The following is a 26931-nucleotide window of genomic DNA, read 5'->3' as shown; positions in this document are numbered from 1 at the left end:
GCATCTTCACGCCCGCCCACACCCCCTCCCCCTTCCCTCCAGTAGGCGGTCACCATTCGAAATGTGGCAGCCGGTCGGTCGCGGCGGCATCGCGGTCCAGGATCAGGTAGTCGCAACCCTTTTCTTGCGCGAAGGCCAGCGTGTCGGTGAGGTCGGCCGGAATGGCGGACGGGTCGCCGAACGAGGACGCGAGTGCGCATATAAGCCAGCCATAATGCGTATCGGCGATGCTCACGGGACGGTCGGATGGTTCGCGTGTCATCCACTCGTCGATGATCACGGTCGTCGGCCATGAAACATGGCACGAGGACAATGCGAGATAGTTTCCGGTCTCCAGGCGCTCGCGGTCATAACCGGCTTCCGGTTCGATCCACTCCATGCGGCTGAGGAGCTGGTCTTCGGGTTGAAGATTGAAATAGTCGCGCACAAGGAGGGAGTCGTCGAGGCCGGCAGGATCGCGACTGTCGTTGATCTCACCCCATTGCGACCGGCAGAATGTCGCGACTTGGTCCAACAGCCCTTTGTGGCTGAGCGCGGCAGCAACGCTCGTCCCGTGCCCATGACTGATTATGGCGAGATGGAGAGGAACCGGCCAGGGAACGGCCGTCTGGTTAATCCGTCCAACGGCGGCCTCGAGATCGGCAATGAGATCGGATACGCCGGCGGATGCGTCGGCGTGGGGCGCGAGGGCGGCTTTGGCACGCGTCAGCAAGGCCAAATGCGCGGATCGTGTGTGGTCGGCCATGGGTCTGTCCTTCATGATCGGGGTTGCGATGGAGCCGGGAGGCACTTCGTCGCCGTGCGCCGACAGGGGACGATGGCGGCGCCAAGGATGCCTCCGCCGATTGCCGCGAGCGACCGGGATGGGTCTGCCGTTGCGCTCTAACAGGCCGCAGAGACGGCCGGGGGGGGGCAGCAGCTCGCCTTGATTTCCGGCACATTCGGTCAAGGGAGCATTGTCGTTCCCGGGTTCGAACTCGCCCTTGGTGCTCGCCAGCTCGGCCTCGATGTCAGCCAGTGCCTGGAGCTTTTCTTCCAGCAGCGCGGTGTCGGAGAAGTCCTGGCCCAGGCGCGCCTCGAACGCCGGGAGGCGCCGTTGGGCGGCTTCGAGGCTCGCCCTGAGATTGGCGAGTTCGGTGTCGAGGCCGCGAATGGACGCCTCGAGCCGGCCTACCACCGTGCCCGGTCGGGTCTTTTCGGTGATTTCGAATCCCCGATGCTCGCCGTGGTGCTGGATAACGGCAGCGCTTGCGATACACCGCTGGCCTTCGTCATCTCTCGCCTCGCTGCCCGAGATCTCCAGCTCGAAGCCGTTGAACATTCCCGACAGCCAGCGAGCGGGCGTGTCGCGCGTGCGCATCCGGTCGGCCAGGCGGAGGATATGCTCCCCGACCGTCTTGCGATCCGTGAGCGTCCTGCCGTCGGTCTCGAAATTGACTTTGTCGTCATCCGTCGCGACGCGTTGCGCGATGTCGGATTCCAGCAACGCGATCTGCCGGCGGCCGCTCTCGATTTCATCGGTCGTTCGCCGGATCGTCCTGCGGATGTTGAACTGGTCGTCGATGTGGGCGTCGCGCAGCCGCAGAAGCCGTGCCACTTCGGCGTCGAGCCCTGCCTTCTTCATCAGGCGGTCGTCGCCGGAGGCGAGCGCCTTCGCCAGCGCGAACTGATTGACGTTGGAGCCGACGTCCTCGATCCGGCGGATAGAGCGATCTCCCGACATGGCCATGTTGATGAAACGCGCCTTGCGTTCGAGCATCTGCCAGTTGGTCGCATCCATGGAGCCGCTCGTGGCGTATCCGTAAACCTCGATCTCGTCGTTCTGATTGCCTTGACGCTCGATCCGGCCTTCGCGCTGCTCGATATCGGAGGGCAGCCAGGGGACGTCGAGGTGATGCAGGGCTATCAGCCGTTGCTGGGCGTTGACGCCTGTTCCCATGGTCGCAGTCGAGCCGAGGACGAAGCGCTTTCGTCCCTGATTGAGGTCGTTGAACAGGCGCTGCTTCGCGCTGTTCTTCTTGTAGTGCTGCATGAACGCGATCTGGTCTGCGGGAACCCCCATCTCGACCAGTCGATCGCGGATCCAGACATAGGCCGAGAAGCCGCGGGTTTCGAGCGCGACCTCGGTGCCGAGATCGGAGAAGATCATCTGCACGGCGCCGGGAAGCGGATAGGGCTTGCCGGTTTCGGGATCGGTGTAGCGCTTGTCGCTCGTCTCGCGCCAGATGCGGTAAGCGTTTTCAATCAGGAGATTGAGCTTGTTGCCTTCCTCGTTGCCCACGCTCGCGTCGACGAAGCGGAGATCGATCGCGGAGTGCCTGCCGTCGGTGATTACCGACAAGAGGATATCGTCGCCCTTCTGCGGTCGGCCGCTGCGATTTTCGATGGCCTTTATGCGGCCGGCCAGCACACGCTGATAGGCTTTGAAGGGCGCGCCGGACTTTGCGACGATGATCTTTCGCTTCCCGCCCATGATGGTCGGGAGGCGGACATATTGGCGCAGATCGTCCTTCAGCACGACATCCGCGACGCTGCGGTACATCGCCATGAGGTCGGCGACGTTCACGAATTCGCAGAAGCGGGTGACGGGCTTGTAGCTGCCGCTCGGCTGAAGCTCGAGTTCGGTGCGCGTGTCGCCGAAGTTCGCTGCCCAGGCGTCGAACTCGTGCATGCCTTTCGCGTGGAGTTCGTCGGGCTGCATGAACCGCTGGAGCGTGTACATTTCGCCCAGGGTGTTGGTGATGGGCGTGCCTGACGAGAGGATCAGCTCGCGTCCGGGATTGATGCCGGCCAGATAGCGGGTCTTCACATAGAGGTCCCAGGCGCGCTGCGAGCCGGCCGGATCGACCCCCTTGAGGTCGCCAAGATTCGTGGCGAAGGTGAGCTTGCGGAATTGCTGGGCCTCGTCGACAAGGATCTGGTCGATGCCGATTTCGCCGATATGCACGAGATCGTCCTTGCGGGCCTGCAAATTTTCGAGCCGCTGCTTGAGGCCTTCCTTGAGGCGCTCCACGCGTTTGCGTGAGACACGATCTTCCTGCTCGATGCCCGTGATCAGCACCTCGTAGCTGGCGAGCTGATCCTCGATGAGGCGCTTCTCGAAGGCGGCAGGCGTCGGGATGAACTTGAACGCATCATGCGTGATGATGATCGCGTCCCAGTTGCCGGTCGCGGCGCGCGCCAGGAACCGCCGGCGCTTTTCCTTCACGAAGTTCGTATCGTCGGCAACGAGTATCCGTGCCGTGGGATAGAGCATCAGGAATTCGCGCGCGATCTGTGCCAGGCAGTGATTGGGCACCGCGATCATCGGCTTGTTGGCAAGGCCGAGACGGCGCTGCTCCATCACGGCGGCGCAGAGGCTGAAGGTCTTGCCTGCCCCGACGCTGTGGGCAACGTAGGTCGAGCCCGCGGCGACGATGCGCCAGACGACGCGCTTCTGGTGGTCGCGCATCCGGATCGTGGTCGAGGCGCCCGGCAGCTTGAGATGCTTGCCGTTGAAGGTGCGGGGCACGAGGTTGTTGAAGGCGTCGTTGTAGATCCGGACCAGCCGGTCGGCGCGTTCGCTCTCTTGCCAGACCCACTTTTCGAAGGTCGACTTGATTGCCGCGAGCTTCTCTTTGGCGGCCTCGGTATCGGTCGTGTTGAGCTCGCGCCGCTCTGAACCGTCCGCATCCCGGTGGATATCGTAGATCTTGGGGATGTGGGAGTTGAGGGCGTCTTCGAGCAGGTCGGCAGCGCCGCGGCGCGCGGTGCCCCAGATCGAGGTCGAGCTGACATGTCCGATGAACGGCGCTTTGTCGACCGTCCAGCTTGCGAGCGCGACGGTATGATGGATGCGGGTGGTGACCTCCATGGTCTCGGCGATGAATGTCTCGATGACGTCGACCGGAATCCAGGGAGCCCCGAGGCGTGCGGTGATCTCGCTTGGCTTGAGATCGACCGGCTGGACCGCCTCGAGCGCTGTTGCGGTGGCAGCGAACCGTGGATCGCTTTCGGCCTTTTCGCGCGCCAGGGCGAGCTTGGTGCGGACCGGACCTGACAAGGCCTCGTCCGCCGGCACCCAATGGTCGAAATGCGGCGTGCTGCGGAGCGGATCGAGAAAGACGTCGTCCGCGAGATCCGCGAGCGCTTCCGCTTCGGTGACGCCGAGCAGGCCGGCGATCAGCGGAATATCGACCCGTCCTCGATCGTGAAGCGACAGAGCAAGGGCGTCCTGGGCCGAGTGGATTTCCTGGACCACCGGCGGCTTGACGACGCGTTCGGTGAAGATCGGGCCTGGGACGCCCGCATCGCTGGCTTCGTCATAACTCTCGATCGAGGCGACCAGCCATACGTCGGGGTCATCAAGAAAGGGCTGAAGATTCGGACGGCGCTGATATTCCTTTTCGGCGCCGGTCTCCGGATCGGTGCGGATGCTGGTGATCGTCCGGTTGATCGGCCCGTGCTTCTTGATGAAGTGCCGGTAGTGGTTGAGCAGCGATTCCTGCAGACCGGCGTAGGGCTGATCATTGAGCTGGGCGCGCAGGATCGCGCGAACGGTATCCCGGATGGGGATCAGGCCCCTGATGATATTGGCGTGCTTCTGGAACAGGCCGGTGTCGCCGCGCCCGGTCTTCACGCTGACTTCGGCGGGAACTCCGTCGACGATCTGGTAGAGGATGCCGCGCAGAACGAGATAGCTGCCTTCCTTGAAGTCAGCTTCGTCGGCCGCTGTGCCGACTTCCACGTCCGTGGCGACATCCAGCCTGTCGCGCAGCGATGTCGCGCGATCGATCGCGCGGTAGGCGCCTTCATGTCTCGATGCGATCGCCGACAGGGTGGACGCGAGCGCGGTTTCCAGCTCGACACTGGATTCGGCCGCGCAGGTGTATTCCATGCCGAACTGGCCGCTGCGCCATTGATGGACCCCGAGCACATGATCGGGATGGTCGAGGAAGTAGCTGTTGATCCGGAGCGGCCCGAAGCCTTCGTCGCTGTCGGGAATCTCGGCCAGTTCGATCCAGTTTCGGACGGCGAACGGCGCATCGGGCGCCCGCTTGCGGAAGAGCAGGATATCGACGACGACGTCGGTGCCGGCCTCTTCCTTCATGGCCTTGCTCGGGAGGCGCACCGCTCCCAGGAAGTCGGCGATGGACTCCATGTGGAGGCGGGCTTTTGGATCGCTCTTGTCCAGCGAATATCGGGACGTCACGAACAACGCGATGCCGCCCGGGCGGAGCTGCTCGAGCGCCTTCGCGATGAAGAAGTCGTGGAGCGACAGGCCCAGGCGACCGAGCGGGCTCTTGTTGTGGATGGTGAGGTTCGAGAAAGGCGGATTGCCGATCGCGAGATCGAAGTCGGCCGGCAGGGTGGCCTTGTCGAAGTCGATGCAGCGGATGACCTGGTTTGGATAGAGCGCGTTTGCGACGCGGGCGGTGACGGGGTCGTTCTCGATACCGGCGAAGACCGTGTCGTCGGAGAGATCGTCCGGCCGGAACCCCATGAAGAGGCCGCTGCCGCATCCCGGCTCGAGGATCTGGCCGCCGGTAAAGCCAAGGATGCGGGCGGCGTCCCACATTGCCCGGACGATATATTCGGGCGTGTAATGGGCATATTGCGTTGCGCGCTTGAGCGACTGGAGCTCGCGCTCGGTCGTTTCGGCGATCAGGCTCTGGCCGAGATCTTCCCAGCCCTCGCGGAATCCGCCCGTACGGTCGGCGAAGATATTGTTCGCAAGCTCGGATGCACCGAAGCCGACGAACCGCGCAATCGCCGCCTGCTCGTCCGGCATGGCCGGCCTATGCTCACGGTCCAGAAGGTTCAGGAGCCTGATCGCCTCGATATTGTCCTGCGCGCGGCCCTTCCAGGAAGGTGAGAGGGTCCGCGCCCCGGCGAACGAGAAGTCGAACGACGCTGCAGGCGGCGTGGCGGGGGCGTGACCGGTCGCGGCCGGGGCAAGGAAAGTTGGCTGCCCGCTGTCGCGGGCTATGGCTTCGCTGGCGAAGGCAACGATCTGGTCGAAGTCGAGGCTGAGCTGGAGAGCCAGCGCGGATGCACTGTTTCGCATCGGATGCTTCCTTTTCTGGAGGTCTCGCGGACGCGCTGGGGCAGCCCGGATCCCGAAGGAGACCGGATCGCGGCGGGGCCGAGAGAGCTGGGGAGACGGAAATGCGCGCCTCGTTGGCGCCGTGGCTGGGAGATTTCGCCCGCGCGAAGGGCCTTGGTCGCGTCAGCGCCCCGTGAGGAGCAGGTCGAGGGCGCGCGAGAGGACATCCTCGCCGGCGTCGTTGACGATCACGGCTTCGGGATTGGTGGCGCGCACGGCGCGCGCGACAATCGCCAGCGGCCGCTTGCGCAGGGGATAGTGGAGGATCTGACTCTTCTCGATCGTGATCAGGTTGGTGCGGAGCAGGCGCTTCAGCCGGCGGCCCTCGACCACGCGGGCGAGAAGATCGTTTACCTCGAGTTCGAGATCATGATCGCAGGTGAAGTCATCGAGGGCACGTGGCGGGCGGTTGGCCTTGAGCCAGGCATCGACCTCGGCTTCGGTCCACCGGCCGATCCGATGATAGAAGTCCGCGCCGCCCGTTCCCTCGTTGCGGGCGTGGAAGGCCAGTTCGCCGTCGATCCAGATTTCGGCGGCATAGGCGGCGGTCTCTTGGGAGAGCGCAGCGCTATAATGGACGTTTTTTAGCTCGATTTTCATGAGGAAACTCCAGACCGCTCCAGCAAACGGAGCGCCCTTCGCCATCCTCCTCCCCTCCATGCGGTCAGGGCGGAACGTCCTGCGCACCGAGGGCCCGGTATTCTGCGTCGTAGGAACAGCTGTTTTCGAACTCCGGATCGTCCGCTTCATCGACCAGAAAGGCGGTGATCTCCTCGGCAGATTCTGCCTCGAGGACTGCCGCAGCGTTGGGAAGCAAGCGAACGGGGAAGATCCCTGTCCCGACGATTCCTTCGGCCTGCCGCATTGCGCCGGCATGATCCTCCGCCGTGACCGCGACCTTGACCCTGATCGTCGCATAGACGTGGACATGGTGAAGCTTGCTCATTCATCGATCCCCTCGACGCAGCTTTCCCCATCGACATCGAACGGTCCGGTGTCGGTGTCGATCGGCTCATGATAGTCGCTATAGTCGTCGATCTGCTCGATCGTCGGGGAGAGCCATTCGACGAAGTGGTCGGCGCGGCCTTGAGCCTCGGCGGCGTCCTCAGCTTCGACGACGACGGAGATGAACGCCTTCACGTCAACGCGAAATTTAGGCATCGCTCGTCTCCCTTCCCTTGCCCCAGCGCTGGACCGTCGCGGTCACCACCTGTTCGACGGGCACGATGCGGCCGCGGTTCATCGCCGCGTCGACGGGCGCGCAAAGCACGAAATCGACGTCGAAAGCGTCCTCGGGTTCGTACCAAGGGCCAAATCCGGGCTGGGTCTGGCCGGGCAGCGGTTCCTGGTTGCGCAGAGCCTTGCGGGCCTGGCGTTCGATCGCGGCGAGATCGGCCTCGACCTTCGGACTGACGGCCTCGCCGATGACGTTCACCTTGGCCGTGACCTCGACCAGTTCGGTGTGGAGATGGCTAGAGCGCATGACGACCAGCACCTTGCGTTGGATTGTCATCACAGTTTCCTTTCCGGGAATGGGCCGTCGACGGGATCGCCCTCGACGATCAGGGGCGGCACGCGGAAATCGCCGGCGTCGAACCAGGCGACGATCGCTTCGAGCGAGCCGAGCCGCTCGGCGGTGCCTCGGTTCATCACGACATGGCCGGCTTCGTCGGCCGGATAGGATGCAGGTTCACCTTCGCCGGTGAAGACGACACGCTCGGGATCCCACTCGCCTGGATAGCCGTCACAGGAGCGGACGAAGGGCAGCTTGAGCTCGATGCACCTGTCTTCGAGTTCCTCGAACCGTCCGCCGATGACTTCGTGGGCGTAAAGGTCGAGCGGCTGGCCGAGCGTGCGGTGGGAGGGGTCGAAAGGTTCGCCGCCCCATTCGATCGACAGGCGCTCGGCGAGGATGATCTCTGCCAATTCCTCAAAGGTGGCTGGGTGGAGCGACCCTCCCAGTCGGATGGACGCGGAAACACGATTAGCCATGAAGGCCTCCATTGGTTGGCCGCCGCTCGGCAAGCGGCGGAGTGGGACAAACTGGTGTGGATGCGTTGGGAGAAGTGCGGCCCGTCAGCTCTCGCGACCGAGCGCGACGGCAAGGTCGAGGTCCGCTTGCGCCTGGGCGAGCGACCGGCGCGCGCGCTCGAAAGTCGCGTGTGTGCGCGCGATCGCGACAGCACCAGCGCGGGTTGCGGAGCGGCCGAGCCAGTCGCCGCAGAAGCGGGCGACGAAGCATCGCCCGGCCAGGCCGCAATGTTCAGGCGCAACGGTGTAGCGTCGATCGCGGGGCGAGCGGACGGATCGCGGACTCGGCATGGAAAGCTCCTGTCTGCGGAGAGAAGTGATGGTCGTGATGTCGGGGTCGGTCCGTGGCTGGCGATCTTGCGCCCAGCCGAAGGTCAGCCGAGGCGAAGCGATGCGGCATACTCACGCAGTACGTCGGCCATCGCGCTTCGGGCGTGGCTCTTGTTCCCGATCAGGATCTCAGGCTGAAGTTCCTGGCCCAGCGCCGTGCGGTAGCCGAGTGCCGGTTTGCCGCTCGCATCTTCGACCACGATCCGGTGCCCACGCGGCTTCGCCGGCCCCGCATAGCGCGCGGTGAAGTCGCCGAGCCGCCCCGACAGCCCGGCGGCCATCTTGCTCCAACGGATATGTCCGGCGGCGAACTGATCGCCGGCAGCGCGGCCGCGTGAAAGCCAATGGCGAAACTGCGCGCGCTGCTGGAGCACCGAGTTGCGTGTGCGCTCCATGGTGCGGGCGAGTGGAAGGATGTCGGCGCCGGCGTCGATGCGAGCGAGTTCCGCGTCGTCGGCAATGACCAGAATGTCGGCATAGTCGCTCTGGTGCAGCTGGTCGCGGAGCGCGACGCCATCGATGACAGCCGGGCCAGTCGAAAGCGACAGCGAGAGGAGTCCGGCCTTCGTGTCGATCGCCAGTAGCGTCGCGCCTTCATGTCCGGGCCGACCGCGCAGCATCGCGAGGATGCCGATCGTTCCTGCGGCGAGCTCGGACGCTCCGAGCAGAAGCAGGCGCCGATGCCATGAGGCCGGCGGCGGGATGTCGGTCGGGCTTGGCCATTGGCTGGGAAGCGGCCGTGCAACTTGCGGACTGTACTTCTGAATGGGCTCGGACGGCGCAGCCGCAAAGGATCGCCGGGCGACGTCGAAGATATCGTCGGGCTGGCCCCCGCCATCGAGAAACCCCTGCTCGTAGGCGGGACGGCGTTCTTTCGGCTGACCCGGTCGGGACGACGACGGCGGCCGTGACACCCATCCGGCACGGGCTGCATAGTGACCGTCGGCATAGGCATTGGCGGCATCCCAGTCATAGCTGAGAACGTCGCGGGCATGGAGGATCGCGGCATGGCGGGTGTCATCGCTGCCTTGCGCGATCTGGCGCTCGACAAAGGCGAAATTCGCGGCCCTGCGCTGCAGTTCGGTTTCCAGGCTGATTGCCTCATGGAGCGGTCGAAGCATCCGCACGCGTTCGCGTGTCCGCGCAATCCGGGCCTCCAGCGGCGCGTCGTTCGGCAGATCGGGGAAGCATCGCCAGGCCTCGGCAATCGCTTGGGCGTGGTGGGCCGGGCGTCCGCGCGCCGTCCAGCAGGCCGGATCGCCGGGATCGAAATTGTCGGTCATGGGAGAGTCCTTTGCCCGGCCGGGACCGGCGTCACGCCGCCGCCATGAACGGGAAGCGCGGATGGGCGGCCGGTAGCTGCTTGGGATAGGGCTTGCGCGGGAGCGTCCTGCCCTGCCGGCGGGCTGCGCGGGTGAGCTCGAAGCAATAGGTGAAAAGGCCGAGCGTTCGGTCCGCGACAAGGATGCGATTTCGTCGCAACCGCGCGAGCCAGATGTCGGGTTCCTCGGTCATGTCCGGGCGCGGCGCGCTGAGGCTGACGAGTTGATCGATTGCGCCCGCCGCGCCACGTTCGCCGAGCCGGATCTTCGAGAGGGTGCGACCGGCAATGGGAATTCCGGCGATGCGGTACGCCGTCCTGGGTTTGGTCATGCCCCGGAAAGCGCCGCTCGATGCCGCATAGCACTGGCCGATATGGCCGGCCTGAGGGTCCGAACAGGAGACCACGGCTTCGATCTGCGGCCGCTCCCGGCGCAGTTCGCGCAAGGCCCGCGCGAGGAACCAAGTCTCGCCGTTGCCGGCGACGTCCGGCAACAGGAAGAAGCGCGCGAGCGTCGTGCCCCGGGAGGGTTCGCTGAAGCCGGTATGCCGTGTGATGACGCTCGCGGTCGACGGCATGGCGAATACGGCGACCCCGACCAAGGCTGCCTGCTTGCCGAACAGGCCGACCGCGATCTGCGCGGCGGGATAGTTGGGGAGATAGTGGTGGGCGGCGACGAAGCGGCGCGCCGGCTGGGGGTCGAGCTGATCGACGGCGAAGTCGCGGGGGTCGATGACTGTCAGGTCGTCGACAAAACGCGCACGCCGGTCGCGCCAGCGCTGGCTGCGGGTGGTAAGCATGTTGGCAATCTCCCTTGGATCACCATTCCACACCCTCTCCCCTCCCGGCGGTTGGACGCGCCGGCAGGAGCGAGAGAGTCGCTCACCTGCCCCGGCCTTTCAGCAGCGCGTGAATCATCCTTGCTTCCCGCTTGCTGATCGGATGACGCCGGCGATCGCGCTCGATTTGCTGTTGCACGGCCCCGGCATTGTAGGGCGGCGAACTTTCTCTTGCCGGTGTCTCCGACTAACCGCCGGCGGCGCTGATCCAGACCATGCCCAGGGCGCCGGGCCGCGCCTCGGTCTCTCCGCCGGCCTGCTCAACGGAAGTGCGGACGATCACGCAGCCGGGATCATTGACCCGCCTTGGCGCTCGGCCGCCAACCACGATCAGATCGCGACGATCGCCGGGCAAATGAACCATGTCGCCGGCGTCGACAGCCGAGGCGAGTTCGCGACCTATGGTATCGCTAAGCGTCCAGCCGTTCTCGGTGATGTGCGCCATGCACCGTCTCCTTTCAAAAGCTTGTCGAGGTCTGCGGTCCCGGAGCTGTCCGGCGCGGCAAGCGGCACCGGGGACAGCGAAATCCTGCTTGTCGATGGTGGTTGATCAAGCGCTGTGCCTCACCCGCACGACGGCAACGGGATTGGGACGGCCTGCCCGCTCGCGAGGTTGATGACGGCGCCAGCGCGGGCGATCGAGCCACGTCCGAGGAGGTCGAACAGCAGCGAGAGAGCGTGACTCGCCAAGACGCGGTTGACGAACAGGGACTGGCGCTCGAGTGCCTCGGCGACCGAGCAGGACGGTGCGTCGTCGTCGGCCGCGCTTTCGTCAGCAAGTTCCGGAAAATATTCGAGCACCGTCGGAAGGCGCGTGCCGCACTTGCCGTCGCCACGCCCGGGGCATCCGATGAGATATTGTCCGTCGGTGGCGCGATTGCCGAGATCCATCCAGTAGGATGGAGTTGTCCTGCTCTTCGCGATCGCGGCGCCAAGAGCGCGCCGGGCGGAAGCTGTGTCGACGCAGGTGATGAGGATATCCGCCTCCCCAACGCCGATCGCCGCCGGGGCGCGGCCGTGAACGGCTTCCCAGGACAGACCATGCGCGAGATTGATGCGCTCGGTCAGCGTACGCGCCTTCGAATGTCCGAGGTCGCATCGATAGAAGGGCTGCCGCGCAAGATTGGCCTCGCTCACGATGTCGTTGTCGACCACGGTGACGTTCAGCGATCGGGACGAGATGGCCCGTAGCGCCGTGTCGAGCGAGGCGAGTCCCATCAGGATCTGGGCGCCGTTCCCGCCGCACCCGACCAGTAGGATCCGGATCGATCGATCATCGAAGGCGGCGGGAAGATAGTGGCGTTCACCGATGTCAGGCTGCATGGGGCTCTCCTGAGAAGGGACTGCGTGGCAGGGGCACGAACATGCCGTTGGCGCAGAGGCGCGATGCGATCTGCGGACCGTCCGGGTGGCCGAGCTGGCCGACGACAAGTGCGATCTTCGTCGCGTAGGCGTCGTCGGCATTGTCTGTGGCGCTGAAATAGGCCGGTCCGGCTCCGTGGCTGTGGATGTCGCAGATCAAGTGCCAACCGGGCTGCAGGACCGGCGGTCGATAGACGAGGCGTGAGGGTGTCGCTTCCTCGATGCCGGGGAGATGAGACGCGAACGCCCCGGTCGCCTCGTTCCAGAGCACAAAGGCGGCCGCCTCGTTCGGGAGGGCCGCAAGGAAGTGATCGAGAATCTGGTCGAGAAGCTCGTGCGGGATCAGTCCGCACAGGAGGTCGGCCCTCGGATCGCCCACGCTTCCATAGGGGACATAGGCAGAAATCGGCGGCGTGACCGGAATATCGAGCGCGAGCCAAGGCCGGCGCAGGATGAGCATCACGCCGTCGTTCCCGATCGCGAAGCCGTGTCCGGCGCGGGCTGCGCGAAGCGTATCGACGGCGAGCAGGGTCATCGCCGTGTGCTCGCCGCTATGAGCTTGCCGAGCGTCAGCGGGACGGCGGTCGCGCCCCTTGCTCCCTGCCGGACGCGGAAAGGCTTGAGACGCTTGACGGGAAAGCGGGCGGGCCGGCGGGCGGCGAGATCGTCCCAGAGCCTGACCAGCCCGCCCTTGCCCGAGACGGTCATCTCCTGGCCGGCATTTGGGTGTGTCGACCAGGAAGCGAACACCGCTTGTTCGAAGTCCGGAATGGACGCGATCGCCAGTGATTTGGGCTTCGGGATGTTCCCCCAGCAAAGCCGCCCATCGAGGTAGACGTTGAGGACCGGCGAGTGCAGCAGCGCGGTATCGGCCGTGGGGCGTTCGTTTGCCGGAAGGGCATAGACCCCGAGATTGGACCGGGTGGCGACGAACAGGTGCGGCGGGTAGGGAACCGGGAGGACTGTTCGCTCCCACAGCACGCGGAGGCCGGCGGGAGGGTTCGACAGGGCGAAGTAGGCGGAACGCACCTGCGCGGGAATCCACCATGCGAGCAGGTCGGGATGGGCTACGAGGACGTTGGCCGGCAGCAACTCGGGCATGACAGTCCGGCCCAGCGCCTCGGTCCATTGCCGCAAGTGTGCACGCGTCAGCGGCGCTCCCGCGGCGATCGTCGGCTGGCCCTCGGCGTCATGCTCGACCGCGTGGATGCTGGCAAAGGCCGGTGCATTCCGTTTGATCGCTCCGTAGGAACTGGCGTTGCGTGGGCCCTCTCGCCGATAGAGCAGGATGGCGTTGGTCAGCGCCATGCCGCCACCGCTCGCTTCAAAATGGGTGCTATGATCGGGCATGTCGGCCTCACAATTTGGTGGGATCGAGTTCGATGAGAGCCTGGGCGGCGAGTAGGAATTGCGCGCCGAGCCGCAATGATGTGAGCCAGTCGTCGATCCGGCCCGAATCCGGCAGCGGGCAAAGTCCCGCGATGTCCATGAAGCCCATTTCCATGCCGTGGCGGCAGACGTCATCGAGTTGGGGCGCGAACTGCTCGAAGGGCACGAGTGTCAGCGGTGGTAATGGCGAGGCTTCCTCGAAGCCGGGGACGTACTGATTGATGAGGTCGACATCGAAGTGCCAGGCGTTGTGCTCCGGTTGAAGGCTCTTCAAGGCGCGGCGCGCATCGCGGAAGTTGCGCAGCTTCTGCCGCAGGCCGCTTGGAAGCTGCGCGGACCCTGCAGCCTTCGCCGCGATCATCCAATCGGGGCGGCGGGCGTTCATCATGGATGGCAGCGTCTGCTCGTCGACTTCGGCCTCGTCCATGCCATGATATTCGATCATGCATCGACGGGCAGCTTCGTCGTCTGTCTCGCAGTCCCAGTAATATATCGACATTGTGTCGAAGAGGCGCTCGTAGCCGAAGATCGGAAGGACGCAGGGCAGGTTTTGCTCCAGTTCGCGATATGCGGCGGCACGCCAGGAGATCGGAGCATCGCTGGTCTCGATCCAGCCAAGGTCGATCTGCCCTAAGCTGTCACAGACGATGGCGATCGCCGGCGGGTCGCCGTCCTCGCCGTTCAGGACGGTCATCCGTAGGTCGGCGAGATCGAGCGGCGCGAGAATTTCAAGCACTGTCGCGCGAAAGACCTGTTCGATGCGCATGCGGGCTTGGGCGCGGGTATATTGCCTGGGCGCCGTTTCGCGGGCGGCCACCCAGGCGCCGATCAGCTTGTGATGCGCGCCCAGCGGGCCGTCGAACAGGGTGGGAACATCGTCGCAGATCGCGACGGATCGTCCCGCAAGATCAGCCGATGGGCGGGAGGCGAAGGGACGGCGGCGGCTCGAGCGGCTCGGGTCCCTGGTCCGTTCGGCTTTCCGGGTCGATGAGGATCCGTGCGTGGAGGGCCTGGATGCGCGCGTCGCAGGCGGGCGGGCTGAAGTCGGTCGTGTCGCCATCGTCGAACTCGATCCATTGGAGGAGCGTCTTGCGCGGTGCGGCCGGGATCGCCGCCCGTCTGTTGCGTGACACAGGTCAGCCCTTGGTGCCGACGGCGCGACGGTATTCAGTGACATGGGCCGTGCCCGACACGCCGGCGTCCACGACCTCGGCGTTGAGGATCGCCGGAAAGAGCGTGGCATGGTAGGCGCGCAGCGCAGCCGGATCGTCGGCGAGGTGCGGCGGGGCCGGAAGGTCGATGCCGTCATATCTGTAGGTGCGGGTGAGACGATTGATCTGCATGGGTGCCTCCCGGCTGATGTGAGAATGGTCGAGTGAAGCCCGTCAGAAGAGCGTGGCGGGCTCGTCCGGCTTGGCGTCGGCTGGTGGGCTGGTCCGCACCGGTACTTTCGCGGCGCCGGTGGGCGCGGTCGCCTTGGACGCCGCCGCAGCTTTCGCCTTGGCCGCTTCGGTGGCGGCGGTCTTGGCGGCCTCGGCAGCCTGCCGTTGCTCGGCGAGCTGGTCGGCGAGCGTCTTGCGCGTGGCGATGAGTTCCCCGAGCGCGCCGTGCGGCCCCTTGGCGAGTTCCGCGTCGATCTCCGCGGCGGTGCCCGTGATCGAGATCGGCCGGGTCTCGCCAGTTTCGAGTTTGGCGTCCGCGCCTTCGGCCTTGCGGGGAATGACGGTCAGGATGACCGTGTCGTCGGGGCCGGCAACGAGGTCGAGGCGGAGCGAATAGCGGGTGAGCAGCGGAAGCAGGCTTGCAATCAGCATGGCGGTCAGTCCTTGTTGGAGCGGGTGGAATCCTGTCAGGCGGCGAGGTCCGCGACAGGGAGCTTGTCTTGAGCGGCGGCCGGCGCGGGTGGCTGCCCGTAGGTGCAATCGAGCGTCATGGCGCTCGGCAGCCGGCCCGACCAATCGAAGCCGATCGCATTGAGCATGCTGGTGACGAGGTCGGACTTCTTGCCGGCGAGGCGCTTCGCGAACGCCTTCTCACCCATATGGCTGACCAGGCCGCACTCGCGGGCGATGAATTTCAGCTCTTCCTTGGTGTACCGGTCGAGGAAGGCCTGATCGACTTTCCAGCTGTCGCGCAGGTCGACCTCGAAGGCCCGTGCGAGGTCAGCGACGTGGGCGAACGTGACCACGTCCTTGGCGTAGGCGGCGCCGATGACGGCAAGCACGATTTGCGCCTGCCGGTCGGGCAAGCCGCGGATTGCCGCAATCTGGGCGCCGTAGTCGAGAGCGGGGAAGGTCGCGCCGACCAGCAGGCCGGCACGCGACGTGAGTGTGTCGGCCTTGATCTGTGACAGCGTGCCCGACATGGCCCCGACGAGGATTGTGGTGTGGGCATGAGCGGCATTGCCCGCGAGCGCGCGGGCGAGCGCGGTGCGCCAGGTCGCCTCGCGAAGGTCGGCGGTGCGTCGCGCGATCGATTCCGCGGTGACGGCCGGCTTGTGCGCCGATGCATTGCTGTGCGCCGCGGTTCCAGCCACGGACGGCACGGTATCAGGCGAACCGGTCCCTTCGTCGTCCGACGATACGATATCGACCGCATCATCTGCCTGATCGACATCGGTCTCGTCGGTGGGGCCATCCTGCTCGTCATCGCCGGACGCATCGACAGCGGTGGGTACTGCGGCCCTTGCTGCCTTCGCGGCGCGCTCCTCTTCCTCGAAGCGGATCGCCTCGGCCGCTTCGGTCTTGAGCTGGAAGCATGTCGGATTGGTGCAGTGCCCCTCGTCGACATGGGTCTCGAACAGCGCCCGCTGCGTTCCGGAATTGAACGGGCAGGTGGTGCATTCGGTCTTGTCAAAGCAGGCCTTGGCAAGGGCCTGGGTGACCCGCATGAGCAGCTCGCGGGTCTTTGCGACGTCGAGGCCGGCATCCAGGATCGTTTCGAGCGCCTTGACCTGCTTGTCGGCGGGGACCGCGGCGAGGAGCTCGGCATGACCGATCTTGATCCGGCGTTCGTCGAGCGCGTTCTTGACTGGCTCTGCAAGCTCGGCGAGCGCCAGGCGGCGATCCAGCTTTGTGCGGGACCAACCGAGGCGCCGCGCGGCTTCAGCGCGATCGCCGTGGCATACCGCGAGGTAGCGAACCGCTGCATCGGCCTGCTCGGTTTCGGAAGGGTCGTCACGGTCGTCATTCTCGGCGATCGCGGCTTCCAGGGCTTCCTGGTCGGTCATGTCGCGGATGATGACGGGAATTTCGCCCTCGAGACCAAAGGCCTCGAGCGAGGCGTTGTATCGTCGCTCACCGACAACGAGTTCGAAGACGTCGGCGCCGCCCGGCGTGGGGCGGAGCAAGGGCGGCTGAATCAGTCCGCGCAGGCGGATCGAAACCACCATTTCTTCGTGCTTTTTCGGATCGAAGAAACGGCGGGGATTTTGGCCCCTTACGATCTTGGAGAGTTTCAATTTGTTGGGGTAAGCGGGTTCCAGCGTGTTCACGGCTGATCTCCTGATGGGATGTGGCTGGCTCGTCCGGGCGTGGTGCGCGCGCCTCGGCGGTTGATGCTGTCGAGGATGTCACGCAGAGCGATGTCGGCCGGGTCACCGGGGGGGGCGGGCATGACGGCAAACCCGAGCCGAACACCCAAACTCCTCCCCCCTTCCCTCCCCAAGGGCGCGGGAAGGTCCGGAGGCGACGGCATTGCGATCGAAAGAATTGGGCAGGCCGCGCGGAGCGCAGGCAGTTCCTGAATATCGCGCGCGGAGGCCGGCAGCGCCGTTGTGGATTATCGCGTGACCACGCGGCGAGTCAGGTCGGGGATGCGGACATTGTCGTAGGGGCTGCTCACCGACATCTCGAGCGCGTCGCGCTGGGCGCGATACCAGTCGGTGGCCTCGACCGTGTAGCTCTCGGTCGCATAGGGTTCGCCGCCGCTGGCGAACTCGATCTCGATAGTGAAGACCTGAAGGTCGATGTGCGAGGAAGCCTGCATGACGATTTCCTTTCGAAACGAAAAGGGCGGCTCCGACCAAGGTCGAAGCCGCCGAGCGGACATGAGTGTGGAGCTGGGGAAGGCGGCGCCTGATCCGCACCGAGTCGGGTGCGGTCATGTGGGAGCGTTCAGATGTTCAGTCGCGCGGAACTACGCGCGAAGGGCCTTCGGCGCGGAAACGATCCGGAAACGGACTTCTCCAGGTAGATACGGCGTAGCCCAATCGCCACACCACCCATAACCACCCTCCTCCCCTCCTTTTGACTTGCCGGGCGAATATCGGCACTTGTTCGTTTACGTTTGCGCAAGTGGGCCTGGTCCAAGGCCGCCAATTCCAGCGAGAAGAGGGATATTGCATGGCCGAGACCGAAGAAGCGGGCGTCATGTCTTTGACGGTGACGTTGCTCAGCGCCTATTTCGCCAACAACACGGTCCCGAGCAGCGAACTGCCTGCGCTTGTCGAGGGCACAAGGCGGGCTCTGCTGGGCGGCGCTGCCGTCGCCGCCACGGCACCCGCAGTGGAGGCCAAGGCAGACGCGGTCGGAGCCGCCGCTCCGGAGGCGCAGTTCAAGCCGGCCGTGACTATCCAGGAGAGCCTCGCCTCACCCGACCATATTCTGAGCCTGATCGACGGGAAGCCGTACAAGGCTCTCAAGCGGCACTTGTCGGCGCACGGGCTGACGACGGCCGACTATCGCGCGCGGTTCGATCTGCCCGCCGACTATCCGATGGTCGCGCCGGGCTATTCGGCCTCGCGGCGCGAGGTCGCGATACGCCTTGGATTGGGTGGAAAGCGCAAGGGCGTGGCAGCGCCGACTACACCAGCCGCCGAAGCGGCGGCGGCGAGCGCACCGGGAATATCGGATGCTCCGGCGGGTGCCGAAGACGCTCAGGCCGAAGCCGCGCCGGTTCGGCGCACGCGGGCGAAAGCCGCGCCTTCCGCAGGGGCGGCGACCGCGCCGAAGAAACCGAAACCCAAGGCGGCGAGCGGGACGGCCAAGCCCGTTGCGGTCAAGGCGGCGTCGAAGCCAAGGCGGAGCCGGGCATCGAAGGACAGCGTCGGCGCGGCAGCAGCGCCGGAGGTCGCGCCCGCCGAGGCGCCTGCGGCCGGCTAGCGGCGGAAGGGCGGTTGCGGCCCCCTCTCAAGCCGCCTTTGCCTTGCCGCCCATCCTGAGCACATCATTCCAGTCCTTGAAGCCGAACGGGGGGTATTCGGTTTCGATGGTACGCCCGGGCACTTCGTAGGCGTCGATGGCGTTCGCCGCACCGATCTCACCCGCGATGTCATTGTCGGGGAAGAGGACGAGCCGCGTCACATATTCGGGAATCGCGATCTGGTGCAGACGCTCGCTGCCGAGTGTCGCCCATACAGGCATGCCGAACAGCATCATCGCAGAGAGCGCCGTTTCCACGCCCTCGGCAAGGCCGAGAACCGATGTCGCGGGCGCGAGCATCACGGCTGCGCGGTCTGGGCGCCCGAGCGTCATTCTCGGATCGGCGAGGTCGCGGGCGCGGCGTGCCTCTTCGCGATCGAAAAAGGTGCGTTGGATCGCGACGAAGCGCCCGTCCCGGTGGAGGCCTCCATCGTGCAGCGCCGCGATCATGGCGGGCCGGAAATCCACTGCATCGCCCTGCCCAAGCGGCGTGCGGGGATGGAAGCGCAGCGAGCGCGGCAGGATGGCGATCCTCCGGCGGCGCAAATAGAGCTCGGCAGGCGTTCCGCTGAGCGGCCGGGCTTCATCCCAGATGCGTTGCGCTATCTGGCGTCGCCACAGGTCCGTTGCCATGTCCGAGGGCGCGTTTGCGGCCCTCTCGACATTGTGGAGGGCGTTCTCCTCCAGGCGCAGGATCTCATGGATGACGTCGCGTGTGTCGCAGCCGGCGAAGCATTTGAAGAGAAGTGCGTTGTCTCCGACCCGCACGGACAGGCTGGGACTGCGGTCCGCGTGGGCCGGGCACAGGCACATGGCGCCGCCGGGCTTCCATGTGCCGCCGAGGCGCTTGACGATTTCGGAGCCGATCGCCTCCAATTCAGGGTTTCGGTTGCTGTTGCGCGCCATGGGGATATCCGAGCGGTTGGCCCGGCCCGTTCTGGTCCCTTGAGCGAGCGCTCGGCGCAGGGATGCGAGGACGGGCGGAGCAGGCAAGTGCTGGCGAATGCAGGGCTGAGGAAGCCTGAAATCATCCGGCAACTCTGCACTCCCTCCCCTCCGGGCGAGGGTCGCACCGCTTTCCAGATCAGTGCATTATCTGACGCAGAAAAGACAAAGTGAGGCGCATGCCCGATCCGCCAAGGCAGCGGTCATCACGCCCTTCTTTCTGATGGTCGCATTGATCGGTGATTGGCCGGCTGGAAGTGTGATCCTGATTTAGCGATCGCGACGTAATCATCCAGAATGGATCAATGCGGACCGGACGCCATTTACAGACAAGAACTTACAATATGGCACGCGAAGACATGGGATTCCTTCTCCCATGAGAAAGGAGAGTGTCATGCCCATCCCACCTGAGAGGAGTCCCACCGGTTTCCGCACGCCCGCCAAGCCGGATAGGGAGCAGCCGAAATGATCGAGGGCTCACGCATCACGAACACCGTCGACCGGTGCAGCATGGTCGGTTTTACGGAGCAGGTTCAACGTCTGCGCGCAGATGAGTTCGGCCGGGATTTATTTACGATCCCCGCATTCGAGATGCTGCTCGATCTCTACACCTGCAAGAGTCGCCGGCCGCGCTCGCTGACCGCCCTGACCGCAGCATCGAGTGCATCGGAACGGAATTCGCAACGGATCGTCCACCGGCTGGCTCAGCGCGAACTGGTCAAGCTGCGACGCGATCCGAGCGATGGCCGAAGGATCCTTGTCGAACTGGAGCCCGCGACGAGAGAATTGCTCGACCGCTTCTTCGACCGGATGGTCGAACTCGTCGCGGTTCCGTCGGCGTGCCAGCCGAACGAGCATTAAGGATGCGGTGCAGAGAGACAAATACGTATCCGCGCGCTTGTAGCGCCTTGCAAGAAACTGGAAATCGTTGCAGAGTTTTTGTGCAGCGCGGGAAACGGCTGGGGACCGTCTGCAGGATAAACCTTCCAGGCATGGCAACGTGCTCATCCATGACGGTTGGGCGCACGCATTGGACGTTATTGCCCGCCACCCTTGGGTGGTTCTGTCATGCTGTCTTCGCTACTTGTCTGCCGTCGCGCATTGGCGCGCTTCGATCTCCAAACGTGCGCCTAAGCCTATGTTTCGCGCCAATGAGAATGAAGGCCCGTGCGCGCGCGCGTCCGCAGGTTACGACCATCGCCAGTTCGAGGCCGTCTACCGGAAGGAGGCGCCGAAGCTGCTTTCCTTTCTCAAGCGGCGCATCTGGCTCGAGGAGGATAGGCACGATCTGGTGCAGGAGGCGTTCACGAGGCTGGTCGCTTCGCGATCCACCGCCGCGGCGAGCAATCCTGGCGCCTATTTGCAGGGAATTGTCCGGCATCTCCTCGCTGATCGCGTGCGCGCCTGGGCCAAGATGCAATCATTCGATCCCGTCGTCTATTCGGCCGGCAAAGACGTTGCCGGCCCGGACACAGTCGCGGAGATAAACGACATGCGGCAGCGCTATCGACTGGCTGTCGAGAGCCTCCCGCCGAGGACGAAAGAGGTATATTTGTTACATCGGGCTGAAGAACTGGGATATAAGCAGATAGCTGAGCAACTCGATATCAGTATCCGAACCGTGGAGTGGCATGTGGCCGAGGCCATTGTGCGCATCGGCAAGAGCATCGGAAATGCCCATGGCTGAGGACGATATGCCGGAGCCTATGCCGAGGATGGACCAGCAGATGCGCGAGGCATCCCTGTGGTTCGCCAGGATGCGGGGCCCCGATGCCGAGGAGTGGCGCCCGCAGTTCGAAGATTGGCTCGCCCTCGGGGCATCGCATCGGGGAGCGTACAATCGTGCTGGCGAGATATTCGCTTTGGGCCGCTTCATGGCGGCCCAGGACGAAGACCAGACCGAAGCGAACGATAATGAGGAGAGCGGCCGCCATTGGCGATGGGCAGGAATAGCCGCAAGCCTCCTCCTGACCATCGGCGTCGGAGGATGGATCGCAAAGGTACAGCTACCTGGTACGGGTAGCGCTCCTGTCCAGGTGGCACAGCCGAAGGTCGACCAGGCGGCCGAACGTCAGCGGTATGCGACCCTGGATGGCTCCCGAAAGACGGTGCGGCTCGTGGATGGCTCGTCGGTCGAACTCGATCCCAACAGCGAACTCTTCACGAGCTTCAGCTCCGGTCGGCGTGAGCTGAAACTCGAGCGCGGTCGTGCCCGCTTTGCCGTTGCGCATGAGACCCGCCCCTTCGTCGTCCTGGCGGGTGGAGGAAGCGTCACTGCCCGTGGGACAATTTTCGAGGTTAGCCTTGGGCGGGACGAGCGCGTGACGGTGAGGCTTCTCCGTGGAGCAGTCGATGTCGAACGTCCCAGCACTATCAAGGGAACGACCGGCCCGGCGGCTGTCGCGCGTCTTGAACCGGGCGAGACCCTCAGTTTCGCGGCCATCACGTCGACCGGGCTTCGATCAGCCTTGGGAAAAGCCGAACTTCAGCCTCTCGCTCGCGTGCCGGAGATCTCGCCTGTGCGTGAGTACGAGCGCACGCCCCTGGCGGCAGTCGTGGCCGAAGCCAACAGGGATTCTGCAACCGCAATCCGTCTGGGCGACCCGACTATCGGGACGTTGCGGGTCAGCGGGCGATTCCGGGTAAATGACGCCGATCAGGTCGCCGACCGTCTCGCGACACTGTTCGATCTTGACGTCGAAAGGACGAAGCCGGACGAAATCACGCTCCGGAAAAGATAATCCAAAAACTTTTTACCCCTACCCCGTAGGTTGCAGTTTTGTTGCGATGTCCCCTGAAAATCCCGCCAGATTGTCGGGAATTTCAAAAGGGGGCAAAGATGGTTCGAATGGAGTCTCGGTTTCGGTGCGCGCTTCTTGCAGCGGCGGCAATCGGCACGCTGGTGCCGGTCGCCCCCGCGCTCGCTGCGGAAGAGCGGCGCATCGAGTACAACATCGAGGCCGGCGACCTGGGCGAAGCCCTCAAGACCGTGAGCCGCCTGTCCGGGAAGGAGATCATCTTCAACTCCGAAGCGGTCCTTGGAAAGACCGCGCCGCGGCTGCACGGGTCATTCAGCGCGGATGACGCTGTCCATGTGCTGCTGGAAGGGTCTGACCTTGTTGCCCAGTACCGAAAGGACGTCATCATCATCCGGGGGCGATCGGAGCCGTCGGGCGATCTAGCCGATCGTTCGGCGGTTCAAAGCGAGATCGTCGTGACTGGCTCACGAATTCGTGGCGCCGAGCCGGTTTCCCCGGTTGTGGTCGCAACTCGAAGTGACATCGAGAAGCAGGGTATCAGCAACCTTGGCACGTTCGCGCGCAGCCTGGTCCAAAACTACTCGGGCGGCCAAAATCCTAGCATCCCGGGAGGGGGACAGGGAACCTCCGAAAATGTCAGTTCTTCTTCAACGCTGAACTTTCGAGGACTCGGTCCAGACGCAACGCTGACGCTCTTCAACGGACATCGGGTTGCTTATGATGCGATGAGCCAAGGCGTGGACATTTCCGCCATTCCCCTTGCTGCATTGGATCGTGTGGAGATTGTGACTGACGGCTCGTCAGCCCTCTATGGCTCGGATGCGGTGGGCGGCGTGGCGAACGTCATCTTCCGCAGAGACTATGATGGCGCGACGTTATCTGCGAGGATCGGCGGTTCGACGGACGGGGGCGACTTCGAGCAACAATATAATATCGTCACAGGCAAGCGATGGCAGAATGGCGGCTTCATGGTCGCCTACGACTTTCGTCACATTACCCCGGTCACCGCTCGCCAGCGATCCTACACTCAGAGCAATGATCCTTCGGACACCCTGCAGAGTGGCGAGCGGCAACACAGCGTTGTCTTAGCGGGCCATCAAGAAATAACCGACCGGCTCTCGTTCGAGTTCGACGGACAATATAATGATCGGATCAGTCGCCTATGCGTCAATTACACCGCGACCGACGGATGCCGCGGGAACGGAGCTGACATACGAATTGGCGCGCGCTCTTGGACCATCGCTCCGAGCCTGAAATTCGCTCTCACGAACAAGTGGGATCTGAGGCTTGGCTCGATCTTCGGTGAGAGTAGAGCGGAGCAGCTGGCGGATGTTGCTTTAGATGGATCGCCCTACCTGACACAAAGGGGCATCTACACCAATCGCGTGCAATCCTTTGAGGCGAGCGGAGAAGGGCCTCTCTTTAGGCTGCCCGGAGGCAATGCGCGGCTCGCTGTTGGTGCAGGTGTGCGCAGGACAAAATTCATCCTCGACATTGCAGCCATCGAGAGTGGAAACGTCGTACCCTCCCAATATTTAACGCAAGATCGAACGACCTCCTATGGCTACGGCGAAATCTCCCTCCCCTTTGTATCACCGAGTAATAACGTACTCCTCATAAACCGCCTGAGCTTTACAGGAGCCGTACGGTACGAAAATGTCAGCCATGTCGGCGATGTGGCTACACCGAAGTTGGGGGTCATATATGCACCGTTGCGAGATATTGCCTTCAAGTTCAGTTGGGGCAAGTCCTTTAAAGCACCAACGCAATACCAGGCAGGCCGCCCCAGAAATGGTTACTCTCAGATCGGTTCGACAGCCTTTTTTCCTACGAGCCCAATACCCGGAACGGTGCTTTACCTCTCGGGCGGTAATCCCGACCTCAGACCGGAACGTGCCACGAACTGGACGGTCACGGCGTCACTGACACCGTCTTTCGCCGAAGGGTTGCGCATCGACGCCAGCTACTTTCGAATCAACTACCGGGAGCGGGCGGTATCGCCGATACCGCAGAACTCGCTCGCGTTCGCTCCAATCTACGGGGCGTATGTGAATTTGAACCCCAGCCGCGACCAAGTTCTTGCTGCACTTTCCGGCATCACAACTCTCTACGACCAGGGTGGCGGCGATCCTGTCACCGCGAACGTCGTCGCGATCGTCACCAATTACCTCCAAAACGCGGCGATCCAGAAAATCGACGGCGTCGACCTCGCTATCGACTATAGCTTCTCTACCGGATCGAGTGATCGCATCAACTTACACGGGGCGGCGAGCTATCTCGAAAGCGAGCAGCAACTGAGCGCTAATCAACCGACGGTTCAGCTCGCTGGCATTCTGTACAGGCCGCCACATTGGCGCGCGTCGTCGTCTGCTGAGTGGCAGCACGCCAATCTATCTATATCGGGAGTGTTCTCCTACATCGGCGGATCACTCGACAATCGTCTCAGTCCATATGTAGGTGTAGGCGCCTATAAGTCGATCGACTTAGTCCTACAGCTCGAGACTCCCGCCGATATCGGGGCATTTTCGAGCATCAAGTTCTCTCTATCAGCACTGAACATTCTTAACGAAAAGCCGGCCTATATTCGGACGACCAGCTCAGTTGGTTACCACTACGATTCTGCCAATTATCCGATCACCGGTCGGTTTCTTAGCGCCACTATCAGCAAGAGCTTCTAATGCGACGCTCCTATCTCATGGGCGCAGGATCGCTGGCGGTTCCTTGTCTCGTGATATGGGGCGCGTTCGTTGGAAGCGAGGCCGGCGCGAGTATGGCGGTTGCTCCGAACGCAGAGGAGACTCGATTGACGGCTGGCGATCTCGCACGCCTTTCAGACCTCGGTCCTGCATCGCCTACGCCCGGGCAGCATATCTTTAGTCTTTCTCCTGACAGGAAATTGGCTGCCGTGCAGGTGAGGACGGCGGACCCATCGTCAAATCGATATCTGATCCGCATCGATGTAATCGAAATCACATCGGGGTCCGCGCCGAGAACCGTTGATACAGGCGGCGATATCATACTTCAGTTTGTCAGCGGCGTCGGAGGCGTAGCGGTTAGCACCGGAAACGCAGCCGGTACGCCGCTCATTTGGTCGCATGATGGAAAGTGGATATATTTTCTCAAGAGATTAGCCGGAACGGCGCAGGTTTGGCGTGCAGCGGCGAGCGGAGCCGGCAGCGAAGCTGTGACAAGCGAGGCCGGAGGAGTGGATGATTTCCTCCTCCTGGACGACGATCATCGCCTAGTCTATTCGTGTTCTCAACGAGATCCCGCGCTCGAAGGAGCTGTGAAAGCGGAGGCCCTTCGGGGATTTCGTTACGATTCTCGCTTTATACCGCTCTTCGCCGATGGGCCCCAGGTTACCACCACGACTCGTGTGACGAAGACCGTTGACCTCTCCACCGGCCGTGCTTGGGAGGCATCCTCTGCCGAAGCAGCAGAATTTGAAAAGTCTGTGCAGACCGCGACCGCCGGCCCCTTTGCAATTTCGAAGGAGGGTCGAACAGCCTTCGTTTCCGTTGGTGACGGCCAACAAGACTCGATCGGCAGCAAGCTTGCGGTTCGGAACGAGACCGGAGAAGAACAAGTTTGCACTTCGCCAGATTGCACCGGAGTTTTAGCGATTTGGTGGACGAAGGATGCCAACGGTCTGCGGTTCATGCGCCGTGATGGCTGGGCCAATAGTGAGACGGCCATTTATGAATGGAAACTTGGAACTTCGCAGCCGAAACGTCTGTACGCCACACCGGACTTGTTACTCGACTGTCAGCCGATGGATCTGGGTCTGGTGTGTGCCCGCGAGCGGTCGGCGGACCCGAGGCACATTGTCCTTCTGAATCCAGATACCGGCCGGATTAGGGTTGTTTATGATCCAAACCCGGAGTTTCATCGGTTCTCACTGGGAAAGATTGAGCGACTTCATTGGCGCAATGGATTTGGAATCGAAACGTTTGGAGATCTAATTTATCCGCTAGGATATGTGAGAGGCCGCACCTACCCCTTGATCGTTGTCCAATATCTATCTCGAGGTTTCTTGCGAGGAGGCGTCGGGGACGAATTTCCGGTTCAGGCTTTTGCCAGCCGCGGTTACGCTGTCTTGAGCGTTCAACGTCCCGACTCAAGCCTTCTTCGGTTGGAATTTGACAGGAACGGCGTGGACCCGGCTAGTCTTGTGAGAGACTTTAGAGACCGACGCAGCGTACTCTCGGCAATCGAAATTGCTGTTCGGCGCTTGATTAATCGCGGCATCGTAAACCCGCGGCAAGTCGGGATCACCGGTTTGAGCGATGGATCCTCGACCGTTCAGTTTGCACTTATCAACAGCGATTTATTCAGCGCGGCGTCCGTAAGCGGATGCTGCTGGGAGCCCTTCCAGGATGCCACGGTGGGACCAGCCGCAGCCAAAGCCTATCATCAAAGCGGCTGGCCACCGCTGGTCGACTATAACGCAGAATTCTGGTCCCATATTTCGCTCATAGCGAATGCTCAGCGAGTTTCGGCCCCGTTACTCATCCAGCAATCAGATGACGAATTTCGAGCAGCAATCGCAAGTTATGCCGCCTTGAAGCAGGCAAATCGCGCGGCAGCTCTCTTCGTTTTTCCGATGGAGCATCACATAAAATGGCAGCCCGCGCACCGCTTGGCGGCGTACGAGCGCAATCTACGGTGGTTCGACTTCTGGCTCCGGGGCATCGGAGACGGACGGGAGTGGCAGTCAGAAGATTAGTCC

Annotated in this window: 26 protein-coding genes; 6 read left to right on the top strand and 20 right to left on the bottom strand. The window is 63.5% G+C overall.

Annotated features, from left to right (window positions below; translation table 11 throughout):
- Positions 1-49: 49 nt before the first annotated feature.
- From B2V90_RS17540 to B2V90_RS17450, 19 genes are all read right to left on the bottom strand, one after another.
- Entirely contained in the window at positions 50-6046 is a 5997-nt protein-coding gene (locus B2V90_RS17540; protein ID WP_293922563.1) for a helicase-related protein, read from the bottom strand.
- A 162-nt stretch (positions 6047-6208) separates the two neighbouring features.
- On the bottom strand, positions 6209-6685 hold the full coding sequence (locus tag B2V90_RS17535) for a hypothetical protein (protein ID WP_293922561.1): 477 nt from the start codon (positions 6683-6685) through the stop codon (positions 6209-6211).
- Between the two features lie 64 nt (positions 6686-6749).
- Positions 6750-7031, bottom strand: coding sequence for a hypothetical protein (locus B2V90_RS17530; protein WP_293922558.1), 282 nt, complete (start codon positions 7029-7031; stop codon positions 6750-6752).
- Positions 7028-7246 carry a hypothetical protein gene (locus tag B2V90_RS17525; protein ID WP_293922555.1) on the bottom strand — a complete coding sequence of 73 codons (219 nt, stop codon included), beginning with the start codon at positions 7244-7246 and terminating at the stop codon, positions 7028-7030. Before B2V90_RS17525 ends, B2V90_RS17530 begins: the two co-directional genes overlap by 4 nt.
- Positions 7239-7598 (bottom strand): hypothetical protein, encoded by a 360-nt coding sequence (locus B2V90_RS17520; protein ID WP_293922553.1) that lies wholly within the window; start codon positions 7596-7598, stop codon positions 7239-7241. The genes B2V90_RS17525 and B2V90_RS17520 overlap by 8 nt, the downstream gene beginning before the upstream one ends.
- Positions 7598-8011 (bottom strand): hypothetical protein, encoded by a 414-nt coding sequence (locus B2V90_RS17515; protein ID WP_293922551.1) that lies wholly within the window; start codon positions 8009-8011, stop codon positions 7598-7600. Before B2V90_RS17515 ends, B2V90_RS17520 begins: the two co-directional genes overlap by 1 nt.
- Positions 8012-8161: 150 nt before the next feature.
- Entirely contained in the window at positions 8162-8407 is a 246-nt protein-coding gene (locus B2V90_RS17510) for a hypothetical protein (protein ID WP_293922549.1), read from the bottom strand.
- Positions 8408-8490: 83 nt separating this feature from the next.
- The gene (locus tag B2V90_RS17505; RefSeq protein WP_293922546.1) at positions 8491-9729 is read right to left on the bottom strand and encodes a hypothetical protein; all 1239 of its coding nucleotides are present in this window, start codon (positions 9727-9729) and stop codon (positions 8491-8493) included.
- Positions 9730-9760: 31 nt separating this feature from the next.
- Positions 9761-10567, bottom strand: a complete 807-nt coding sequence (locus B2V90_RS17500) for a hypothetical protein (protein ID WP_293922544.1) — start codon at positions 10565-10567, stop codon at positions 9761-9763.
- Between the two features lie 226 nt (positions 10568-10793).
- On the bottom strand, positions 10794-11051 hold the full coding sequence (locus B2V90_RS17495; protein ID WP_293922541.1) for a hypothetical protein: 258 nt from the start codon (positions 11049-11051) through the stop codon (positions 10794-10796).
- A 119-nt stretch (positions 11052-11170) separates the two neighbouring features.
- The gene (locus B2V90_RS17490) at positions 11171-11929 is read right to left on the bottom strand and encodes a PRTRC system ThiF family protein (RefSeq protein WP_293922538.1); all 759 of its coding nucleotides are present in this window, start codon (positions 11927-11929) and stop codon (positions 11171-11173) included.
- Positions 11919-12503, bottom strand: coding sequence for a PRTRC system protein A (locus B2V90_RS17485; protein ID WP_293922535.1), 585 nt, complete (start codon positions 12501-12503; stop codon positions 11919-11921). Before B2V90_RS17485 ends, B2V90_RS17490 begins: the two co-directional genes overlap by 11 nt.
- The gene (locus B2V90_RS17480; RefSeq protein ID WP_293922533.1) at positions 12500-13318 is read right to left on the bottom strand and encodes a PRTRC system protein B; all 819 of its coding nucleotides are present in this window, start codon (positions 13316-13318) and stop codon (positions 12500-12502) included. The genes B2V90_RS17485 and B2V90_RS17480 overlap by 4 nt, the downstream gene beginning before the upstream one ends.
- A 7-nt stretch (positions 13319-13325) precedes the next feature.
- Positions 13326-14123: a hypothetical protein gene (locus tag B2V90_RS17475; protein ID WP_293922531.1), complete on the bottom strand. Its 798-nt coding sequence runs from the start codon at positions 14121-14123 to the stop codon at positions 13326-13328.
- A 142-nt stretch (positions 14124-14265) separates the two neighbouring features.
- Positions 14266-14490: a hypothetical protein gene (locus tag B2V90_RS17470; RefSeq protein ID WP_293922528.1), complete on the bottom strand. Its 225-nt coding sequence runs from the start codon at positions 14488-14490 to the stop codon at positions 14266-14268.
- A gap of 3 nt (positions 14491-14493) precedes the next feature.
- On the bottom strand, positions 14494-14700 hold the full coding sequence (locus tag B2V90_RS17465; protein ID WP_293922526.1) for a PRTRC system protein C: 207 nt from the start codon (positions 14698-14700) through the stop codon (positions 14494-14496).
- A 42-nt stretch (positions 14701-14742) separates the two neighbouring features.
- Positions 14743-15171, bottom strand: a complete 429-nt coding sequence (locus tag B2V90_RS17460) for a PRTRC system protein E (RefSeq protein WP_293922523.1) — start codon at positions 15169-15171, stop codon at positions 14743-14745.
- Between the two features lie 35 nt (positions 15172-15206).
- Entirely contained in the window at positions 15207-16850 is a 1644-nt protein-coding gene (locus B2V90_RS17455) for a PRTRC system ParB family protein (protein WP_293922521.1), read from the bottom strand.
- A gap of 287 nt (positions 16851-17137) precedes the next feature.
- Positions 17138-17344, bottom strand: coding sequence for a hypothetical protein (locus B2V90_RS17450; protein WP_275504076.1), 207 nt, complete (start codon positions 17342-17344; stop codon positions 17138-17140).
- 356 nt (positions 17345-17700) lie between these two features.
- Here B2V90_RS17450 and B2V90_RS17445 point away from each other — a divergent pair, with 356 nt between their 5' ends.
- On the top strand, positions 17701-18459 hold the full coding sequence (locus B2V90_RS17445; RefSeq protein WP_293922517.1) for a MucR family transcriptional regulator: 759 nt from the start codon (positions 17701-17703) through the stop codon (positions 18457-18459).
- A gap of 27 nt (positions 18460-18486) precedes the next feature.
- Here B2V90_RS17445 and B2V90_RS17440 read toward each other — a convergent pair whose 3' ends face one another.
- A complete protein-coding gene (locus B2V90_RS17440; RefSeq protein ID WP_293922515.1) occupies positions 18487-19536 on the bottom strand; it encodes a DUF7146 domain-containing protein in 1050 nt (349 codons plus the stop codon).
- A gap of 372 nt (positions 19537-19908) precedes the next feature.
- Between B2V90_RS17440 and B2V90_RS17435 the strand changes: the two genes are divergently transcribed.
- The 5 genes from B2V90_RS17435 (at position 19909) to B2V90_RS17415 (ending at position 26928) form a co-directional block, all read left to right on the top strand.
- On the top strand, positions 19909-20304 hold the full coding sequence (locus tag B2V90_RS17435) for a MarR family winged helix-turn-helix transcriptional regulator (RefSeq protein ID WP_293922513.1): 396 nt from the start codon (positions 19909-19911) through the stop codon (positions 20302-20304).
- A gap of 139 nt (positions 20305-20443) precedes the next feature.
- Positions 20444-21130, top strand: a complete 687-nt coding sequence (locus B2V90_RS17430) for an RNA polymerase sigma factor (protein ID WP_293922511.1) — start codon at positions 20444-20446, stop codon at positions 21128-21130.
- Complete coding sequence (locus tag B2V90_RS17425; protein ID WP_293922509.1) at positions 21123-22184, top strand: FecR family protein; 1062 nt, start codon at positions 21123-21125, stop codon at positions 22182-22184. The genes B2V90_RS17430 and B2V90_RS17425 overlap by 8 nt, the downstream gene beginning before the upstream one ends.
- 98 nt (positions 22185-22282) lie before the next feature.
- Positions 22283-24880, top strand: a complete 2598-nt coding sequence (locus tag B2V90_RS17420; protein ID WP_293922507.1) for a TonB-dependent receptor — start codon at positions 22283-22285, stop codon at positions 24878-24880.
- Positions 24880-26928 (top strand): Atxe2 family lasso peptide isopeptidase, encoded by a 2049-nt coding sequence (locus tag B2V90_RS17415; protein WP_286867885.1) that lies wholly within the window; start codon positions 24880-24882, stop codon positions 26926-26928. Before B2V90_RS17420 ends, B2V90_RS17415 begins: the two co-directional genes overlap by 1 nt.
- Positions 26929-26931 lie beyond the last annotated feature (3 nt).

The organism is Sphingobium sp. UBA5915, from assembly GCF_002431195.1.
Classification (GTDB): domain Bacteria; phylum Pseudomonadota; class Alphaproteobacteria; order Sphingomonadales; family Sphingomonadaceae; genus Sphingobium; species Sphingobium soli.
The sequence above is the reverse complement of the archived record's forward strand: the minus strand, read 5'-3'. Positions and strand labels throughout refer to the sequence as shown.

Coding starts and splice junctions, on each gene's coding strand:
- B2V90_RS17530 (WP_293922558.1), bottom strand. CDS start 7,031: ATGAGCAAGCTTCACCATGTCCACGTCTATGCGACGATCAGGGTCAAG.
- B2V90_RS17485 (WP_293922535.1), bottom strand. CDS start 12,503: ATGACCCTGCTCGCCGTCGATACGCTTCGCGCAGCCCGCGCCGGACAC.
- B2V90_RS17445 (WP_293922517.1), top strand. CDS start 17,701: ATGGCCGAGACCGAAGAAGCGGGCGTCATGTCTTTGACGGTGACGTTG.
- B2V90_RS17500 (WP_293922544.1), bottom strand. CDS start 10,567: ATGCTTACCACCCGCAGCCAGCGCTGGCGCGACCGGCGTGCGCGTTTT.
- B2V90_RS17510 (WP_293922549.1), bottom strand. CDS start 8,407: ATGCCGAGTCCGCGATCCGTCCGCTCGCCCCGCGATCGACGCTACACC.
- B2V90_RS17535 (WP_293922561.1), bottom strand. CDS start 6,685: ATGAAAATCGAGCTAAAAAACGTCCATTATAGCGCTGCGCTCTCCCAA.
- B2V90_RS17520 (WP_293922553.1), bottom strand. CDS start 7,598: ATGACAATCCAACGCAAGGTGCTGGTCGTCATGCGCTCTAGCCATCTC.
- B2V90_RS17490 (WP_293922538.1), bottom strand. CDS start 11,929: ATGCAGCCTGACATCGGTGAACGCCACTATCTTCCCGCCGCCTTCGAT.
- B2V90_RS17435 (WP_293922513.1), top strand. CDS start 19,909: ATGATCGAGGGCTCACGCATCACGAACACCGTCGACCGGTGCAGCATG.
- B2V90_RS17450 (WP_275504076.1), bottom strand. CDS start 17,344: ATGCAGGCTTCCTCGCACATCGACCTTCAGGTCTTCACTATCGAGATC.
- B2V90_RS17420 (WP_293922507.1), top strand. CDS start 22,283: ATGGTTCGAATGGAGTCTCGGTTTCGGTGCGCGCTTCTTGCAGCGGCG.
- B2V90_RS17460 (WP_293922523.1), bottom strand. CDS start 15,171: ATGCTGATTGCAAGCCTGCTTCCGCTGCTCACCCGCTATTCGCTCCGC.
- B2V90_RS17415 (WP_286867885.1), top strand. CDS start 24,880: ATGCGACGCTCCTATCTCATGGGCGCAGGATCGCTGGCGGTTCCTTGT.
- B2V90_RS17495 (WP_293922541.1), bottom strand. CDS start 11,051: ATGGCGCACATCACCGAGAACGGCTGGACGCTTAGCGATACCATAGGT.
- B2V90_RS17475 (WP_293922531.1), bottom strand. CDS start 14,123: ATGCGCATCGAACAGGTCTTTCGCGCGACAGTGCTTGAAATTCTCGCG.
- B2V90_RS17525 (WP_293922555.1), bottom strand. CDS start 7,246: ATGCCTAAATTTCGCGTTGACGTGAAGGCGTTCATCTCCGTCGTCGTC.
- B2V90_RS17425 (WP_293922509.1), top strand. CDS start 21,123: ATGGCTGAGGACGATATGCCGGAGCCTATGCCGAGGATGGACCAGCAG.
- B2V90_RS17540 (WP_293922563.1), bottom strand. CDS start 6,046: ATGCGAAACAGTGCATCCGCGCTGGCTCTCCAGCTCAGCCTCGACTTC.
- B2V90_RS17465 (WP_293922526.1), bottom strand. CDS start 14,700: ATGCAGATCAATCGTCTCACCCGCACCTACAGATATGACGGCATCGAC.
- B2V90_RS17505 (WP_293922546.1), bottom strand. CDS start 9,729: ATGACCGACAATTTCGATCCCGGCGATCCGGCCTGCTGGACGGCGCGC.
- B2V90_RS17480 (WP_293922533.1), bottom strand. CDS start 13,318: ATGCCCGATCATAGCACCCATTTTGAAGCGAGCGGTGGCGGCATGGCG.